Origin of the sequence: Amycolatopsis sp. MJM2582 (genome assembly GCF_000754115.1) — a bacterium.
GTDB classification, from domain to species: domain Bacteria; phylum Actinomycetota; class Actinomycetes; order Mycobacteriales; family Pseudonocardiaceae; genus Amycolatopsis; species Amycolatopsis japonica.
The window spans coordinates 186,877-201,550 of the sequence record NZ_JPLW01000008.1; the positions used below are offsets into that span (position 1 = coordinate 186,877).

At 66.7% G+C, this 14,674-nt stretch carries 10 protein-coding genes and 2 CRISPR repeat arrays; of the genes, 1 reads left to right on the forward strand and 9 read right to left on the reverse strand.

Annotation, left to right across the window (positions count from 1 at the left end; all coding sequences use genetic code 11):
• Positions 1–28 precede the first annotated feature (28 nt).
• Positions 29–427 carry a hypothetical protein gene (locus tag ED92_RS38240; protein ID WP_052121202.1) on the reverse strand — a complete coding sequence of 133 codons (399 nt, stop codon included), beginning with the start codon at positions 425–427 and terminating at the stop codon, positions 29–31.
• Between the two features lie 182 nt (positions 428–609).
• Between ED92_RS38240 and ED92_RS38245 the strand changes: the two genes are divergently transcribed.
• Entirely contained in the window at positions 610–2,706 is a 2,097-nt protein-coding gene (locus tag ED92_RS38245; protein WP_052121204.1) for a UvrD-helicase domain-containing protein, read from the forward strand.
• Between the two features lie 455 nt (positions 2,707–3,161).
• A CRISPR array of direct repeats spans positions 3,162–4,469; the repeat unit is 28 nt; unit sequence GGACCAGCCCCGCTCGCGCGGGGAGAAC.
• Positions 4,470–4,529: 60 nt separating this feature from the next.
• On the opposite strand, the gene cas2e is transcribed toward ED92_RS38245, so the two are convergent.
• The 8 genes from cas2e to ED92_RS38285 are packed head-to-tail and all read right to left on the reverse strand — an operon-like array spanning position 4,530 to position 13,341.
• The gene (gene cas2e / locus ED92_RS38250; protein WP_037347281.1) at positions 4,530–4,880 is read right to left on the reverse strand and encodes a type I-E CRISPR-associated endoribonuclease Cas2e; all 351 of its coding nucleotides are present in this window, start codon (positions 4,878–4,880) and stop codon (positions 4,530–4,532) included.
• Positions 4,877–5,848, reverse strand: a complete 972-nt coding sequence (gene cas1e, locus ED92_RS38255) for a type I-E CRISPR-associated endonuclease Cas1e (protein WP_037347282.1) — start codon at positions 5,846–5,848, stop codon at positions 4,877–4,879. The genes cas2e and cas1e overlap by 4 nt, the downstream gene beginning before the upstream one ends.
• A 1-nt stretch (position 5,849) precedes the next feature.
• Positions 5,850–6,509, reverse strand: a complete 660-nt coding sequence (cas6e, locus tag ED92_RS38260) for a type I-E CRISPR-associated protein Cas6/Cse3/CasE (protein WP_037347284.1) — start codon at positions 6,507–6,509, stop codon at positions 5,850–5,852.
• Positions 6,509–7,219 (reverse strand): type I-E CRISPR-associated protein Cas5/CasD, encoded by a 711-nt coding sequence (gene cas5e, locus ED92_RS38265; RefSeq protein ID WP_037347285.1) that lies wholly within the window; start codon positions 7,217–7,219, stop codon positions 6,509–6,511. The genes cas6e and cas5e overlap by 1 nt, the downstream gene beginning before the upstream one ends.
• Positions 7,216–8,349 carry a type I-E CRISPR-associated protein Cas7/Cse4/CasC gene (cas7e, locus tag ED92_RS38270; RefSeq protein WP_037347287.1) on the reverse strand — a complete coding sequence of 378 codons (1,134 nt, stop codon included), beginning with the start codon at positions 8,347–8,349 and terminating at the stop codon, positions 7,216–7,218. Before cas7e ends, cas5e begins: the two co-directional genes overlap by 4 nt.
• A gap of 21 nt (positions 8,350–8,370) precedes the next feature.
• Positions 8,371–8,958: a type I-E CRISPR-associated protein Cse2/CasB gene (gene casB / locus ED92_RS38275; RefSeq protein ID WP_037347288.1), complete on the reverse strand. Its 588-nt coding sequence runs from the start codon at positions 8,956–8,958 to the stop codon at positions 8,371–8,373.
• On the reverse strand, positions 8,955–10,583 hold the full coding sequence (gene casA, locus ED92_RS38280; RefSeq protein ID WP_037347290.1) for a type I-E CRISPR-associated protein Cse1/CasA: 1,629 nt from the start codon (positions 10,581–10,583) through the stop codon (positions 8,955–8,957). Before casA ends, casB begins: the two co-directional genes overlap by 4 nt.
• Positions 10,570–13,341 (reverse strand): CRISPR-associated helicase/endonuclease Cas3, encoded by a 2,772-nt coding sequence (locus ED92_RS38285; protein WP_037347292.1) that lies wholly within the window; start codon positions 13,339–13,341, stop codon positions 10,570–10,572. The genes casA and ED92_RS38285 overlap by 14 nt, the downstream gene beginning before the upstream one ends.
• A gap of 189 nt (positions 13,342–13,530) precedes the next feature.
• Positions 13,531–13,683: direct repeats of the CRISPR family, unit length 28 nt; unit sequence GGACCAGCCCCGCCTGCGCAGGGACGAC.
• The last annotated feature ends 991 nt before the right edge of the window (positions 13,684–14,674 follow it).

Genomic DNA, 14,674 nt, shown 5'->3' on the forward strand with positions numbered 1-14,674 from the left:
TCAACGACAGGCGGCAGTGGCCGGCAGGTCATGTCTGGTAGGGATGGATTTTGATCTTCTCGGGTCTTAGGTTGATCTCGACCCATGTGCCGGCCATCCCTTGGGGCAGGCCGGCAATAGGGCCGAGGTCGATCACCGCGCCGGCCATTTCCAGGTGCGCGAGCGGCTGCGCCGCCTCAATCTCGGTGAGGCCGAGTCGTCCTCGGTAGAAAACTTCGCGTTCGTCGTTGTAAAGGCGCGGTTCCTCGATTGCGACTGGCGAGCAGTTGGATCCCCACCGGAACTCTTCGTCCAGTTCCCATTCGATATGGTGCTCGCCCGTTGCCGTCTCCGGGTTTCCGGCCCAGGACGCCGGCACGGTTCCGACCGAGGTTCTCACGGTGACCAGACCGGCATCGTCGGGATGTCGCTCCACCTGAACCAGCACTGGATCATCGTTCCGTACGGCACGCGCCCTGCCAACTATGCCCTCATACCGAGTCGAGGGTGTTCAGTCGCTGCGGTTGTAGTCGGCCATGAGCGGGTTGTGTTCCGGCGACTACTGTCCCGGCGGCTGAGGTCGCGGGAAAGAACAAGACTGTTTCTCCGTGAGGTCGCTGTGCATCCTCGATGTCACTGATCATCGATGGCGGGGGGAGTGCTGGAGTGACTGTCACTGAGATCGACGTCGAGCAGGAGTACCTGGCGGTCTTGTACGCCCGGGTGGATGCCCTGCGCGAACAGGCGGCCGCGCGGTTGGCGGCGGTGCGGCGGGCCGGTGAAGACCACGTGGCGATGGCTACCTGGCAAGCGGAAGTGGCCCGCCTCGACGGGGTCGAACAGGGGCTGTGCTTCGGGCGGCTGGACATGTGCGACGGCCGCCGTGTCTACGTGGGCCGGCTGGGGTTGTTCCGGGACACGGATGACGAACCTTTGATGGTGGACTGGCGCGCACCGGCGGCGCAGCCGTTCTACGCCGCGACCGCGATCGAGCCGCACGGCGTCCGCCGGCGGCGTCGCATCACCACGCGGGGTCGCAGGGTCGTTGCGCTCGACGACGAGTTGCTCGACCCGGACACCGCCGCCGACGGCAGCCTGGTCGGTGAGGGCGCGCTGCTGGCGGCGGTGACAGCGGAACGGACCGGGAGGATGCGCGACATCGTCACGACCCTGCAGGCCGAGCAGGACCGGGTCATCCGGAGTGAGCACCAGGGAGTGCTGGTGGTGCAGGGTGGCCCGGGCACGGGAAAGACCGCTGTCGCGTTACACCGGGTCGCCTACCTGCTCTACACGCATCTCCACCTGCGTGCCCGCGGTGTCCTGGTCGTGGGCCCCAGCCGCCTCTTTCTGGACTACATCGGCCAGGTTCTGCCCGGTCTCGGCGAGAACTCCGTGGTGACGGCGACGATCGCCGACCTGTGTCCGGGTATCGACGTCAGCCGGGTCGATCCACCTGAGATCGCTGAGCTGAAGGGCCGGGCGGACATGGCCGAACGGTTGAGGGCAGCGGTGCGCGCGCGGGTCCGGATTCCCGGCGAGCCAATGGACATCGCGTTCGAGCAGCAGGAACTGCGGCTCGAACCTGAGACCTGCCGCCTTGCCGTGCAGAGAGCCCGGCAGACCGGACTGCCGCACAACCAGGCCAGGCTGGTGTTCGCGCGGGAGATCGTGGACGCACTTGCTCAGGGTTTGATCGAGGACCTGGAGATGGTGGTGTTCTCCGATACCGGCGAAGCGCTGGATGGCGGCAGCCCTGATGGCCGGCTGAGCGAGGCCGACCTGCGCGCGTTGGCGGCCGCGGGTGTCGTGATCGGCCAGGACGATCACGACGGACCGAGAACCCTGCTGGACGAGACCGACAAGGCCCGTCTCCGGGACAGCCTGCTGAGTGATGTCGGCGTCCAGGACGTGCTCGACGGCCTGTGGCCGCTGCTGACTCCGCAGCACGTGGTGTCGGACGTCGTCGACGGTCCGGGCGCCGGCTGGAGTGTCGCCGACGTCCCGTTGCTGGACGAGGCCGCTGCCTTGGTCGGCCAGGGCGGCAGCCCGGCGACGTTCGGGCACGTGGTCGTCGACGAGGCACAGGAACTGTCCGCCATGGCCTGGCGGATGCTGATGCGCCGCTGCCCCAGCAGATCGATGACCGTCCTCGGTGACCTCGCTCAAACCGGGAATCCGGCTGGCGCGTCCTCGTGGGAACGCGTGCTGCGGCCGCACCTGGACGACCGTTGGCGGCTGGCCCAGCTCACCGTCAACTACCGCACACCAGCGGAAATCATGGCCGCGACCGCGGACCTGCTCGCGGCCCACCATCCCGGACTGCGGCCACCCCGGTCGGTCCGCTTCACCGGCCGGCCCCCGTGGCGCCTGCGCACCACCCCCGCCGGGCTGCCGAAGGTCGTCGCCGACCTGGTCGCGACACACACCGAGGGCAGGCTGGCGATCATCGCGCCGGGCAGGCATCTCGGACGGCTGGCCGCCGAGTTGTCCCTGGCTGCGCTGCCGGACCTGACGGACAAGGTGGTGTTACTGGCTCCCCAGCAGGCCAAGGGACTGGAATTCGACTCGGTCCTGATCACCGACCCGGCGGCGATCCTGAGCGCGGCACCGCTGGGGCACAACGACCTGTATGTCGCCATGACCAGGGCCACCCACCGGCTGGGCATCGTGCATCCCGGTCCCTCACCGGACGAGCTGTCGGCCATCCCGGAACTCACATCCCGATGACATGCGCTCGACCTCCTGGTCCCGTCGTCTCCTCCGGCGCTGAGGGCCTTCAGAAAGCTGGCGAGACCTCGCATAAGCTGCCGAGTTGGCATCCGCTGCGTAAATTGCCGCTCCGCCTCCGGAGAGCGGTCGCAGGCCTCTGAAATAGAAGAAACCTTCACTCGGTAGTGTTGAGTGAAGGTTCTTGCAACTGGTGAGATCTCACCTAAAGCGGTGTCCGAGGGGGGATTGAACCCCCACACATGGCAGCTCTCCCAATTTCTGGGAGGTCATGGGGAGATCGTAGCAGGAGATCCGTTGACGGGTTGAGAGTCGGTCTTACCGCAGTTGCGGCTGTAGTTGTGCCGGTCGTCAACGGCGGAAGCGGGGCGAGCAGGAGTTGCTGGCCTTCGTTCGTGTCCATGCGAAGGTGCCGGGGAGAACCTCGGCGAGCTCGGTCTGGTTCAGCCCAACAGCAGACCAGCCCCGGTCGCGTGGGGAGAACCATCATGAGGCGTGTGCCCGAGTCAACCGCGCGGGACCAGCCCCGCTCGCGCCGGGAGAACTCCCTTGGGACAGCTGGGACGCCGGTTCCGAAGGGGCCACCCCTGCTCGCGCGGGGGAGAACCGAAGCGCCTGCACCGCGGCGGCGATCTCGACGGGACCAGCCCCGCTCGGGCGGGAGAAACTAGGGCGTCCTTCCTCGTTCTACTGCCGCATCGGACCAGCCCACTCGCACGGGGAGAACTATCTGTCGATTCAGGATTTCTCGCTGGACTGGGGACCAGCCCCGCTCGCGCGGGGAGAACTCCAGCATGTGGTTGGGGACGACCAGCGTCGGCGGACCAGCCCCGCTCGCGCGGGGAGAACGCGGCTTCGTTCAACACGGCGTTGCCGCAGCCGGGACCAGCCCCGCTCGCGCGGGGAGAACAGCGCCCCGCGTGCCAGGTCTGCGGCCGCAGCCGGACCAGCCCCGCTCGCGCGGGGGAACCCCGATTGCAGGAGGTCTATCGGCCAGAAACCGGGACCAGCCCCGCTCGCGCGGGGAGAACTCGGGCTCGGACATGCCCGCGACCGTCCGGACCGGACCAGCCCCGCTCGCGCGGGGAGAACTTCAACGTGAAGAACCCGATCACCGGCAACACCGGACCAGCCCCGCTCGCGCGGGGAGAACGGCCGCCACCGCGCGCCCGCCTACGGGCTCGTGGGACCAGCCCCGCTCGCGCGGGGAGAACCCGGGCTACGAGACGCGGTTGGGCTACCTGCCGGGACCAGCCCCGCTCGCGCGGGGAGAACTTGGTGACCCAGCCGTCCGGGCCGAAGCGGGAGGGACCAGCCCCGCTCGCGCGGGGAGAACGGCCGCCACCGCGCGCCCGCCTACGGGCTCGTGGGACCAGCCCCGCTCGCGCGGGGAGAACAACTCGCCGCCGAGGAGGACGACTCCGGACGGCGGACCAGCCCCGCTCGGGCGGGGAGAACTCGGCGGCGGGGGAGGCGAACCAGAAGCTGTCCGGACCAGCCCCGCTCGGGCGGGGAGAACCCGACGGCGGCCCGGCCGAAGACGAACCGGTCGGGACCAGCCCCGCTCGGGCGGGGAGAACCTGCTGCCGGTGTAGAGGTTGATCACCGGCACCGGACCAGCCCCGCTCGGGCGGGGAGAACGCACTCTTCCTGAGTGGTGGCGGCCCAGTGGACGGACCAGCCCCGCTCGGGCGGGGAGAACGCGAACTGGAGATCTCGCCGGGGCTGCCGGTACGGACCAGCCCCGCTCGGGCGGGGAGAACACATGCTGACCTGCAGGTTTAAAGGCTGTAACGGTGTTTTTGGTTCACTTTGAGGCTGCGCTAACGGCTTCCGTACCTGCGGCGCTTGCTGGCGTTGCTCCAGCCGGTCTTGCGGTCGCCGGTGATGGGTGTTTGTCGGGGTGCTGGCCGGAGCATGAGGTTGATGCCGTCGAAGTCGACGGGGGTCCAGTCGTGTGCGTGGACTTCGAAGGCGAGTCCTTGTTCGTTGTCAGCGTTGTAGACCATGATGGCGCGTCCTGTTTTGACCATGTCGATGACGCGTTGCCACATCAGTGTTCGTACGCGGGCGGAGACTTTTCCGACGAAAACACCTGGGGAGATCTCGAGGAGCCATCGGGTGAGGTGCCCGCGCAGACCGACAGGGCAGGCGGTGACCACGATGACGGTCATTCGGGTTCCTCGGGGAGGTCGTCGCCGTACGCTGTGCCGCCGGTGACGTTGCGGCCGTTGTAGTCCCAGAGCATGACGACATCGGGGTTGTCGAAGGCGTCCGGCCCGTATTCGACGGTCTCGTTGCTGGTTGTGAGCAAGGTTTTGATGTCGCGAACGCAGGTTTCGAGGAAGGCGCCGTCTTTCATGTGGTCGCGAATGGTTCGGCGTGTTTCCGCGCCGATGTCGGCTACGTCGCGGGTGGCGATGTCGAACGCGATCGGGATGGTCAGGTTGGCCTTGTAAAGATCGGCGATATCGTAGACGAAGGATTTGATGTGTCCTGTGTGGACGAAGCCGAGTCCGGGTGCGCAGCCGAGTGCGACGATGACGGCGTGGACGACTCCGTAGAGGCTGGTGTTGGCCGCGGACAGGGCTTGGTTGACGGGTGTTCCGCCGGCGAAATCGCTGGTGTCGTAGTCGCGTCGTTCCCACGCGACGCCGGTGCGTTCGGCGTGGAGCCGGTAGAGCCGGCGGACTCGGGCGCCTTCTTTTCCGCGGAGCTGTTGCATGGTCAGGGCTTGAGTGTCGTCGTCGGGGAACCGCATCGCGTACATCTGCCGTGCGACGCGTAGTCGGGAGGTGCGGTTGGACACGAGCGACGCTTGTTGTTCCAGCAGGCGTGAGGAGTTGGCGAGGGTGCGGCCGTGGGCGTAGTAGCGCACTCCGTGTTCGCCGACCCAGACGGCTGTCGATCCGCTTTCGGCCAGGAGCACCATGGCTTGTTGACTGATGGTGGTGCCTGGGCCCAGCAGAAGGGCGCCGAGTGTGGCGGCGGGGATGTGGACGGTTCCGCGGGCGTCTCGAGCGGTGATGGCGTTGGCGTCGCGGTGGACGACGCTGTGTTCGAGGTAGACGAACGTCAGCCGGTCTTGGGCTCGGGTGAGTTGTGAGAGGGGAACGGGTTTCGCGCCGGGTATCTCGCGCATGTCAGGTCATTCTGGCGATGGTGAGCAAGCCGCAGCCGTATCCCTTCGCGGGGCCGATGCCGTGGGTCAGCGCGTGGCGGAAGGTGTCGGGGTCGGTGATCTCGAGTCGGCCTTCGAACGTCGCGGTGGCGAGAGTGACGGCTTTCCCCTGCCGTTGGAAGCGCCAAGTGCGTCGGTTGTGGACCGCGACGTCCGGCTCTTTGCCGGTCCCTTCCGGGATGGTGAAGCCTTGTCCGCCGGCGCGGTCGAGCAGCCAGGTTGTCTGCTGCTTGACGGTCACGTGGCCGAACCGTTGAGATCGTGTCGCGTCGTCGGTTTTGCGTGTACTGCGCACGGGGTTCGCGGTCAGGCGAAACGCCCACACGTCGCCGGCGGTCAAGCGGTGGAGTAACGGTGTGTAGGGGCGCGTGTCGCCGGGGGCGGCCGCCCAGCCCGCGGCTTCGACGAGGTGGGTGAGTTCGGGTTCGTGCGGGCTGACGATGTAGAGCGTGGTCTGGTGTGCGCGCTGGTCGAGGCGCCAGAGCACGCGTCCGTCGGCGGTGGCGTCGCGTCGGTCTGGCGGGAACGCGGCCAGCACTGCTCCGTGCATGCGGTGCGGCGAGGCGAGCAGCTCGCGTGCGCCTCGGCGTGCGGGGTTGATCTGAAAGCGGGTGAGGTGCATCAGCTGACACTTCCCAGCAGGTCCATCGGGTCATGCACGTCTTGGTTGTTGATGTGGTAGTCGGGGTTGGGGACGGTCACGGGCCGGTGCGCGACGGTGCGCCACCCGTACTGGCGGTGGCGGGGGTCGAAGCTGATCGGGTCGTCCCGGACGACTTCGCTGCCCGCTGAATCTGGTGGGCAATCGATGATCATGTCCAGCTCGACCTGAGGGTGGCGGTGACGCTGGCGTATCCGTGGTGAGGCCATCCACGGCACGGTGCGCAGGACTTGCTCGACGTCGCCCTCGTGGATGCCGTGTTCGAGCCTCCCGGCAGGAGGGCAGGAGCGTCGCCCGAGGAACAGCGGGAATGCGGGCCGTTTCAGGGCGGCGCTGAGCCCGTCCAGAGTGGACCGCTCACCTTCGACCGCGACGGCGAATACCGCGTCGGCGAGGTAGAACCGGTAGGACAGCGGCATCGAATCGGATCCGTCGCGGGTTCTCGCGGTCTGAAAGTCCCGTTCGAGCTGGCCCGGTTGTTCGACGCGGACGCCGATGCGGAGTTCGAGCAGGTCCTGGATCGGGTCTATGCGGCGGATCCCTTTGGCGGCCGCCAGGAGACCGATGATCCCGCTTCTGCTCGGTGCCCGGTCCGTGTTGCGGCGGACGAACCGGCTGCTGGTTCCCCATGATTGCAGGGGCGCGGCCAGCCGCAAAAGCAGAGCGGTCATGATTCCAGCCGTTCAGCCACGAGGGCGCCGACGGCACGCACAGTGGAGTCGAAAGTCGATCGTGATCCGAGTTCGGTCAGGGGCTCGACCCGTTCCCCCGCTCCGAAGGCCCACGCCTGAACGGGCGTTTCATCGAAGGCATCGTGCAGTTCGGTGGCGTGGGTGGCGAGGCGATAGATGGATGCGGCGATCCTGCCGCCTTTCTCACCTTCCCTTACCGTGTCCTCGAAGGCGCCGACGAGGTTGACCGGCTGGGTTTCGCGGGCGACGACGAGTACGGCGTCCGGGAGTGTGCGGTTGGCGAAGGTGTTCTGTTTCCCGCTCGGCATGCTCGACACGAAAGCGCGAAGGAATGCTTCGACAGCGCGTCGGGTGACCTCGGTGTCGCCGAGATTCCCGAAGAGCTGATCGACGTCGAGCGCGGCGTAGCGGTAGAGGGTGGAGGAGTTGAACTCGACGGTGCCGATCATCCCGGCGCCCGCGTCTTCCTCTTCGTCGGCGCGTTTGTGGTCGTCGACGGCGGTGAAGTAGTCGTATTCGTTGGCGACGGCGTGGACACTGAGCGCGTGCGCGACCTGCACGGCGGCTTCGACGTTGAGGTCGGGCAAGTTCGCGACCATGCGCCCGAAGAGTGACACGTCGACGGAATGGTCGCTGTCGGCGCGGGTCTTGGCCTCGTTCTTGGGAATGGTCAGCTTGCCGTCACCGGCGTCACGCGCGGCGTCGACGGCGAGCGCGGCCAGGTTGGTGACCTGGTGATTGCTCAGGAACAGCAGGAATTCTGACTCCTGCGGTGCGTCCTTCTTGTTTCGCGCGTCCTTGAGCTTGAAGCCGGCCGAGGTCAGGACCGCGGTGGCCAGTTCCGGGGCGCGATCGGCGAGATCTGGTGCCTGGCGCGTGATTTCGTCACCGATGAGTTCGACCACGCGTTTGGTCCGGACGCCCAGGTGCTCTCGGTCGAGGAGTTCGTCGAAGGCGTCGCGGGTGGCGCGTTTCCATGCCTGGCTGGACACTCTCGCGCGGCGGGTGCCGCCGTAGACGGCGGTTTTCGGGCTTCCGGTGTCGTCGCGGTTGATGTTGCTCGGTGGGACAGTCTGAATGATGTGGACGTCGATAATGGTGCGAGGCATGGGGGTGTCCTTTGCTCAGGGTTATTCGGGGTCGGCAGGCCGGGTCTTGGGCGGTACGTGGAAGTCGCGGCCCCATCGCAACCGCACACGGTCGGGGCCACCGCTGTGCTGCCATGTCAGGAGATCTTCGGTGAGACGGCCGTAGTCGAGGGCGATCCCGGCGGCTCGGAGAAGCTGCACCATCCCGCGCAGATGGTGAATCAACTCAGACAGTTCGTCTGCGGTGCCGAGGATCGCGAACCGGCGGGCGACGGCATGGTCGGGCTTGTAGTCGTCTGCGGGGATGAGGCGTCGGATCGCGGTGCCCAGCGATCGATCACGCACGTGCATCGGGGTGCGTTGCGATTGCTGGTGGATCGAGTACAGCGACATCGCGTGGTGCGCCGCGATCTCGGCCCAGCTCGGCTCGTCTCCACGCCAGCCGTCGACGAACTCCTCGGCCGTCGTGTAGTCGAGGATTTCGAGCACGCTGCCGGGCGGTTTGCCGAGAGCACGCCGAAGCCGCGCCAAGGTCGCCACCGAGTCCGAACGGTTTGCCAGATAGCCCTTCTGCAAGGCGCTGATCCGGGCACCGACAACGGCGCCGGGACGAGCAGTGGTCTCGGTCATGCACTGTCCTTCACAGGATCGCGGTCGGCGAGAGGGAATACGGCGTTCAAGTCCCGGCGGAACCAGACGTCGGCGTGACTGCTGGTCATCCACTTCTTGTTGACGACGCGGCCGGTCCACGCCTGCGGCGAACTGTCGCTCACCAGCTGGGCGCCCAGCGCGCCTATCACGGTGTGTCCGGTTGTGTGCCAGTCGATCTGGCTGCTCACAGCGTCGGTGTCCGGTCCCAGCGATGCCAGCCAGGAACGGAACAACGGATCCAGAGCGGCGTATGCGGATTCGATCGCTCGCGAACGATGCCCGTCCAGCGGGCTGCCTGGTTGGGGTTTGGGGTCTCTGAGACCGCTGGCTTGGGCCAGGTTCGCCGCGAGCTTTCCCAGCGCTGACGCTGCGTTCTCGGCAGCGGCGGCGCACGCCACAGCCGCTTGTTTGAGGTGTCCGGCGTCCTGCGCGAGGAGAACCGTCTGCAGGGTCATCGCGTCGTCGACTATGTCGGCCGTAGTGGAACTCTGGTTCCCGTACGTCATGCCGATGGTGCGCAGGTGGAGCGGGAAGTTCTTCGGGATCACCCTGTCGTTGGTGAGTTTGCTGATCCATTCCAGCACTGCAGGAGCCAGTCGCGGTGCCGCGTCAGCGCTGGGACTCGACGAGCTCATCGGCAGCAGCGCTTGCAGTCCCCGCCACACCACCCGTTCGGGATCGTGGGCCAGCGGCATGTACACGGGGGTCGATGATTTGAGTTGTCGTTCCTGGTTGAGGCTGCGTCTCCACGCGGTGTGTGTCTCGGTGTCGAACTTGTTTTGCGGGGTGAGGCGGTCGCCGTTGCAGATGAGCGCTCCGTCCACACGTCCCTGGGAGCGGCTCAGCCGTATCCGACGACTCTGCCAGGTGAACAGATCGACTGGCCCTGCTGGTTCGCGGTCGTCACAGCGGGGGCCTGCCTGGTCTCGTTCCCAGGCGGGACGGTCGGCGGGGTCGTAGCCGGGAATGAGGTTGAGCAGCAAGGTTTCCACGAGGGTGGTGCCTTGAGGCAGGACTCCACCGAGATAGCCGGACCAACCTGTGCCGATGGGGTACCCCTTGCCGTTCTTCACCCGCGGATCACCCACCGCGCCCGACTTGATGCCGGACGGGTCGAACGCGTGGCAGTGGACCAGCCACCGCGCGGCTTCGGCATAGGACAAGGTCACGTTCTTCTCCATCCGGACGGAGAAGAACAGGTGCCCGTTGGGGACGTCGGCGATGAACTTGCTCAGCTCCGGGACGTCGCCATTTGCCGTCTGCAGGTCGGCGACCTGCAGAAACGGTACGGCTGGGTGGAAGAGGTCGAACCGGCTCCGGTGGGCGGACACGTAACGCTCAAGCTCGTCTCCCGGGAATGCGCGATCTCGCCACATGCCCTTCCACAAAGCCATGTCCAGCCGCTCGCCCAAGGCGCGGTGCAGCACAGCCAGCAGCAGGCGGTTCAGAGCGAACACCTGTGTCGGCACATCACCGAGCAAGCCGGCGAGACTGTCTGCGCGGCGGAAGACATCCACCAGAGACATCTCCCGTACCTCGCCGTCAAGGTCCCTGGCCTGCAGCCAGGGAGCGTCGAACAGGTTGAACTCGTCAGAGTCGCTCATGAATCAGCCCTCGCCGCAGGTCGTAGGTCAACGCATAGCCGTGCAGTTGAGCGCGGAGGTCGATGTCGAGCGGCAGAACCAACTGCCCTTTCAGCCAAGGGTTGAGCTCGAAACTGGAAAAGCGATGGCGTTCCAGTTCGGCAATGACGGCATCGATGACACCGCCATGACTCAACGCCACCGGTAGCCGCAGCGCGCACGCCGCGATCACCTTCGCCAAGTCGAACGGCACCGCATCGAGCAACGGAATCTGCTGGCCACCACCGGGAATCCACGAGGGCGTCAAGAGACCACCGTCGGCATCTCGCTGGACAACCAGTACTTCCAGCGATTCCGCGCCATCCCGTACCTGCGCCGCACCTTTCGGGCTGTCGTCGTGCACGTCGCCGACGCCTGCCCGCATCCAACCCACGAGCGAGTCGGAATCGCCGACCTCACCGAGCAGGAACTCCCGAGCACGGTGGATCCGGTGGCCGGAATCGGCTCGTGCTGCTTCGGCGGCCGCACGCATCGCGGGCTGCCACCCGGCCGGCCCGACGGCGTCCTCGGCGTAGGCCTGCTGAACCAGAGGAGCGATGTCGTCGGGGAGGCGGAGCGACTCGCGGCCGGCAAGCAAGGCAGCCGAGCGCAGCAGGAGGTGCTCATCGTAGACGCGGCGGGAACCACGAACCGCGGTCGCCGGAGCGGACGACCAGTCCTCGACCCCGACCAGCCCGCACCGCGGATTCACAACGCCTGCCGGTCTCGAACGAGTATGCCGATGCAGCCGGCCCAGCCGCTGCAAGACCAGATCGGCAGGGGCGAGGTCGCTGACCATCAGATCGAAGTCGACATCCAAGGACTGCTCCACCACCTGCGAGGCCACCACGATGTGGAAGCCCGGCCGATCAGACTCCGAACCCGGCGGTCCGAACCGCCGGACCAGGTCTGTGTCGATAAGGGCACGGTCGCATGCCAGGAAACGCGAATGCGAGATCGTGACAGCGTCCTCGCCGAACTCGGTCATCAACCGTTCCGCGGCCTCCTGCACCCGGCCCACCGTGTTGCGCACCACGACCGCGCATCCGCCGGCGCGCAGGTGCAGCCTGAGGTAGGCGACGAGCGTGTCGAGATCGTCGGCCAGGTGATCAAGAGCCACGTCCGTGGCGTCCGCGGTCAGCTCGATCGGCCGCGGGGACAGGCCACCGGAGCCGCACACCACTGGGTATCCCGGATGTCCACCCAGCGGCCCCGTCTCGACACCGCGACCGCTGTCATAGGCAGCCAGAAGACCGGCCCGCCGCTCGTCGGGCAACGTCGCTGACAACAGCACGACGGGAACTCCGTAGGCGCCGAGCCAATGCAACGCCCGATGCAGGTACTGCGACATGTACACGTCATAGGCGTGCACCTCATCGATGATCACGACCTTGCCCGCCAGCCCGAGATGCCGCAGCATCACGTGCCTGCTCTTCAACGCCGCGAAGAGCACCTGATCGATCGTCCCGACGACGAACGACGCCAGCCCGGCCTTCTTCCGCCCGCTCAGCCACCAGTGCGCCACCACCGACTCGTCCGCACTGCCGACACCGTTGAACCTTCCGCTGCGGACCAGGCCGGCGTGCTGGTCGTTGAGGTGCGCTTTGCCGTGCGCGAGGCTCAAACTGTGCTTGCCCTCTACGGGAAACCGGTTCAGCCATGCCCGCACCCGCCCGTACATGGCATCCGTCGTGGCCTGTGTCGGCAACGCGAAGAACACACCGCTCGCCCCCGAGCGATACGCCAGGACCTCCGCAGCCAGCAACGCAGCCTCGGTCTTCCCCGACCCCATCGGCGCCTCAACGATCAACATGCCGGGCCCCGGCTGCTCAGCCGCAGCCATCGCAGCGGCGGCCTGCACCGGCCGCGCGACCGTGTGGACGGGCCCGAACCGGGCACGAAACAGTTGATCGATGTCGCCCTCGAAGGGCCCGGCAACCCATCGAGGTGGGAGATTCAACTGGTCCCACGCAGCGGCCGTTCTTTCGGATTTTGCCGCAGGCGAAAGGTCGAGAGCAATCTCGGAAATTGGCAGCAGCGGGAACAAGTCAGAATTCGACGCGATCCAGTCCGCGACGATGACAACGGCGGTCAGCAGCACCTGCGTCGGCATCGAGAGGTTCATGCTTGCGTAGTTCTTCAGGACGTCGGGTCCGCCGATCTCACCGGTCACCCGGGCGAACAGTTCGGCTCGTATACGCCCCCAGACGCCTGACCCCGTGAGGTGCGGAGATCCGTCGACGAGAGCCAGCTGAGATTCCTCGGGAGCGACGCCATGATGACTGCCGATTACCGAACCCCACTGCGCCGCGGTTCCAGCGAAGTCGAAGCCCGCCTCGTCGGCTAGCCAGTCACGCGCGGCCCACTGGCCCACCAGGGCATGATTCGCAGCTCGACGGTCGGGATCCTCGCTCAGACGTGAGTGCATCGGAAAACCGCGCTGACGCATACGATCCGCAAGCACATCAACCTGACAGCTGAACGCCGGACTGGCCTTCCCCACGTCATGACACCCTGCCAGCCAGCACACAACCGCTCGAAAGGCAGCGCCGTCTCCCGCGAGATCGCGCTCGACCATCGATGAGACCAGCGGAGAAATCCAATGGTCAATCAGTAGCCGGGCAACGGAAACCGTATCGGCCAGGTGCTGTTGCAAAGGAAGCCATTCCGTGACAGCTCCAGCTTCGTCCCGGTTGGACTTCGCCCACACCGAGGACAGGATGTCCTCCTGGATCCGCAACGACCCACCTCCCTCGCCCAAAGATCCTCACCAGCCTCGCGTCCGTTTCGGTCAGCGAACCGATTCATTCAAATGGCCTAGCTGTTCGGGGCGTGGTCGACCGGCGGCTTGGGTTTGAGTGAGTGAAAGAGCAGCCTTGATCGTTCCGGACGAGATTTCGTAGGGACCAACCGGCCCGTGGGTCGTTACGGACCAGCCCCGCCTGCGCAGGGACGACCCGACCACGGTTTCGAGTACTGATCGCCCCTGGGGACCAGCCCCGCCTGCGCAGGGACGACTCGTTCCCGTACGGCGTCAGCAGCCCGGAGGCGGGACCAGCCCCGCCTGCGCAGGGACGACTCTGCTTGACCTAGTTGTTTGAAGATCGTACTGACGAGTTTCATCTAGTTTTCTAACTGTCGCGTCGGATCCCAACGCTTGACCAGGTGGTCCGGCCTTCTTTGGACGAGCTGGTTCGGCAGGGACTTGGTGTGGATACCAACCCGGCTCGCGCAGGGACGGTCGTCGCGAACCCGAGACCTTCCTCATCCCCGCCGGACCAACCCCTCTCACGCGGGACGACGAACGGTTTTACCAGGCCAACGCGGGGGCGGCCGGACCAAATCCGCTAACGCGGGGACGACCGCTGTTTCCACATGTCCAGTGCGGTACCGAAGGGATCAACCCCGCTTGCGCGAGGACGACTGCCAGAGACCGTAGTCTTTAGTCTTTTGAGCCGTTAGAAGGATCAACCCCGCTCGCGCGGGGACAACCCGCGGTTGTCTCGGACAGCCCCGCCGACCCTGGGACCAACCCCGCTCGCGCGGGGACAACCAGGTCGGCGTGACGCCGAAGGGCTCGTTCGCCGGACCAACCCCGCTCGCGCGGCGACAACCTGGTAGTTCGCCACCGACGCGAACAACAGCGCCGGACCAACCCCGCTCGCGCGGGGACAACCGCCGCTGGCAAGCGGCATCACGGTAACCGCGGGGACCAGCCCCGCTCGCGCGGGGACAACCCGCTCACGCTCGCCTGGGGACCGCAAGCGACGGGACCAACCCCGCTCGCGCGGGGACAACACGCCGACGATGAAGTTCGCGGCCGTCGTCGGGGGACCAACCCCGCTCGCGCGGGGACAACCCAGGGCGAGCAGGGTGGTTCGTTGCGCGGCCCGGGACCAACCTCGCTCGCGCGGGGACAACCGACGAAGGACACCTTCACGATCCGGGACCTGTGGACCAACCCCGCTCGCGCGGGGACAACGAGGTGCCGGCCGAACTGCTGCCGTTCATCGACGGACCAACCCCGCTCGCGCGGGGACAACAAACGGGTTCTGGTGGGGTGTCGGGGACAA

Bases quoted from the DNA above. Each gene is read 5' to 3' on its own strand.
- ED92_RS38245 (WP_052121204.1), top strand. From the start codon at position 610: ATGTCACTGATCATCGATGGCGGGGGGAGTGCTGGAGTGACTGTCACT.
- cas2e (WP_037347281.1), bottom strand. From the start codon at position 4,880: ATGACCGTCATCGTGGTCACCGCCTGCCCTGTCGGTCTGCGCGGGCAC.
- cas1e (WP_037347282.1), bottom strand. From the start codon at position 5,848: ATGCGCGAGATACCCGGCGCGAAACCCGTTCCCCTCTCACAACTCACC.
- cas6e (WP_037347284.1), bottom strand. From the start codon at position 6,509: ATGCACCTCACCCGCTTTCAGATCAACCCCGCACGCCGAGGCGCACGC.
- cas5e (WP_037347285.1), bottom strand. From the start codon at position 7,219: ATGACCGCTCTGCTTTTGCGGCTGGCCGCGCCCCTGCAATCATGGGGA.
- cas7e (WP_037347287.1), bottom strand. From the start codon at position 8,349: ATGCCTCGCACCATTATCGACGTCCACATCATTCAGACTGTCCCACCG.
- casB (WP_037347288.1), bottom strand. From the start codon at position 8,958: ATGACCGAGACCACTGCTCGTCCCGGCGCCGTTGTCGGTGCCCGGATC.
- casA (WP_037347290.1), bottom strand. From the start codon at position 10,583: ATGAGCGACTCTGACGAGTTCAACCTGTTCGACGCTCCCTGGCTGCAG.